General features: G+C 62.3%; 4 protein-coding genes. All 4 read left to right on the top strand.

Annotated elements, in window-relative coordinates; all coding sequences use genetic code 11:
* The first annotated feature begins 248 nt into the window (after positions 1-248).
* The 4 genes from QZY03_RS16130 to QZY03_RS16115 all read left to right on the top strand — a co-directional run bounded on the left by QZY03_RS16130 (position 249) and on the right by QZY03_RS16115 (position 1,831).
* On the top strand, positions 249-575 hold the full coding sequence (locus tag QZY03_RS16130) for a hypothetical protein (RefSeq protein WP_295582806.1): 327 nt from the start codon (positions 249-251) through the stop codon (positions 573-575).
* A 279-nt stretch (positions 576-854) separates the two neighbouring features.
* Positions 855-1,025, top strand: coding sequence for a hypothetical protein (locus tag QZY03_RS16125; protein WP_295582804.1), 171 nt, complete (start codon positions 855-857; stop codon positions 1,023-1,025).
* Positions 967-1,368: a type II toxin-antitoxin system RelE/ParE family toxin gene (locus QZY03_RS16120; protein WP_295582802.1), complete on the top strand. Its 402-nt coding sequence runs from the start codon at positions 967-969 to the stop codon at positions 1,366-1,368. Before QZY03_RS16125 ends, QZY03_RS16120 begins: the two co-directional genes overlap by 59 nt.
* A 202-nt stretch (positions 1,369-1,570) precedes the next feature.
* Positions 1,571-1,831: a hypothetical protein gene (locus QZY03_RS16115; RefSeq protein ID WP_295582801.1), complete on the top strand. Its 261-nt coding sequence runs from the start codon at positions 1,571-1,573 to the stop codon at positions 1,829-1,831.
* Positions 1,832-2,042 lie beyond the last annotated feature (211 nt).

Below are 2,042 nucleotides of genomic sequence, written 5' to 3'. Positions count from 1 at the left end.
CGTACGGCGCAAAATCGTTCCGCTGACCCGCGAGTACACCGGCAGCGATGCGGTCTTCGAAGCGACGGAGGACTTCTTGCGGACGACGCTGCCGGCCAAATTGACCGACCGGAAGAATCCATCAGCGGCGCTCCCGCCCTGATTGCGGATAACGTGGACCCGGCTGAGCCGCCGGTGCCTCCCGCCGGGCGCGCGTCCCCGGGGCCGCGTCCCTTGTCGCCTGGGCGACGCCTGCCTACACTGCCACCATGCGCCATCCCATCGATCCCAACACACTGAAGGCCTTCTCCGAGAAAGAGCACGCCTACCATGCCTACCAGGCGCGGCAGGACTATCCGCGCGAACAGCAGAGCATCCAGCTCGAATTCGACGACCTGCGCGCGGAGGTGGAGCAGACACGGGCGGATGCGGAGCAGGAGCGGACGGCCAAGGAACAGGCGCGGGCAGACGCGGAGCAGGAGCGAGTGACCAAAGAGCAGGAGCGGGCCGCCAAGGACGAAGCCTTGGCCGAGAATGAGCGGCTGAAGCGTTTGCTCGCCGACAAGCCGGAACCGCCTGACCCCGAGACGCGGTAGTGATCTCGGCCCGACGTCAATTCCTGGTTCTGCGGCAAACCTGGTCGAGTAACGCGGCGCGGAATGCGCGTCGGTTGGTTCAGCACGGGATGTGGTCCGTGCAACGGACCCTACCCGGCTGGCTCGGACGGGCGACCGCCGCGCGCCGTTTGTGGCATCATTTGCAAGACAAGGGATTTCGGGCAGCGCGCACGCGTCGCTGCGGAACGTTGCCAACGACCGGCCACGCTGGCGCCAGCCCGCTATCCGTCCCCAAGCAAGATTGATAGACGCCATGCCATGACCAGCGAGCTACGAGACGTTACGGGCTTTCGCGGCGAGAACATCGTGGAGCTGTGCCTGACCGACTACAAAACGTTCCCCGAGCCGCTGTTCCGCCCGGCGCACCTCGGTGAGAAGTGGCCGGCCATCGACTATCCCTTTTCCGTGGTCGCCCGAAGCAGCGGATGACCTTGAAGGGATCGCAAGCTATATTGCCCGCGATTCTGCGGCCTACGCGCGTGCCGTGGCATCCAAGGTGCTCGCGACTGTCACGTCCATCGGTCGTTTTCCAAAAAGCGGACGCGTGGTCCCTGAGGTTGGAGACGTAGCGGTCAGGGAGCGTTTCGTCCATAGCTACCGGGTGATTTATCGAAATCATGAAGCTCAATCGCTTGATTGTGAAAGTCGCCACGCTGGACGACGACTCGGACGACGGATTTGTCGAGGGCTCGTCGGCACAGCGTATCGATTGCGTGTGGGATATTACGGTCGCTCTCTGGTCGGTTGCGACCCGGGGGGAAATACATGCTGAATCGAGACTACGCCGAGATGTTGCAGTGCTTAATGAAGCACGGCGTTGAGTATCTGGTGGTTGGAGCCTATGCGTTGGCCGGGCATGGGCTGCCGCGAAGCACCGACGACATCGATATCTGGGTGCGCGGCCCGATCCGACGAATGCGGCCAAGGTCTATTGTGCGCTCGCGGATTTCGGGGCGCCGCTGGATCAAGTGTCGGTGGAGACCTTCAAGTATCCCGGCGTGGTATTCCAGATCGGCGTGGCGCCTTGCAGGATCGATCTGCTCACGAAGATATCCGGCGATATCGACTTCGAAGAGGCATGGAAGAATCGATTGGACTGTGACCTCGGTGGCATCACCCTGCAAGTGCTGGGTATCGAGGCGCTCGTCAAGAACAAGCTTGCAGCGGCAAGGCCAAAGGATCTGGAGGACGTTCGTTTGCTTCGGCGGCGAGCCGAGCGCCGGCCAGATCAATGACCGGCGTTGAGGAGAATACCTGAACTCCGGGGACAGTTTACTTTTTCCTTATGTCATGCTCTGCGGCAGACCAGCAGTTCCAAATTTGGGTGGCCGCCGCCAACAGCGTGTCGGCAGCGAGGCCGATGGTGGATGCGCTGCGCTTATCCACCCTACGAAACCGGCTCCGTTGTAGGGTGGATAAGGCGCGCCGCTCGGTCTCAGGGACTCG

It is taken from the genome of uncultured Lamprocystis sp., from assembly GCF_903933125.1.
In the GTDB taxonomy this organism is placed as follows: Bacteria; Pseudomonadota; Gammaproteobacteria; order Chromatiales; family Chromatiaceae; genus Thiodictyon.
Note: the sequence above shows the minus strand (reverse complement) of the source record. Positions and strands in the feature narration are given on the sequence as shown.

What these genes read in the sequence shown, in the direction of transcription:
- QZY03_RS16130 (WP_295582806.1), top strand. Translation starts at nt 249, where the DNA reads ATGCGCCATCCCATCGATCCCAACACACTGAAGGCCTTCTCCGAGAAA.
- QZY03_RS16125 (WP_295582804.1), top strand. Translation starts at nt 855, where the DNA reads ATGACCAGCGAGCTACGAGACGTTACGGGCTTTCGCGGCGAGAACATC.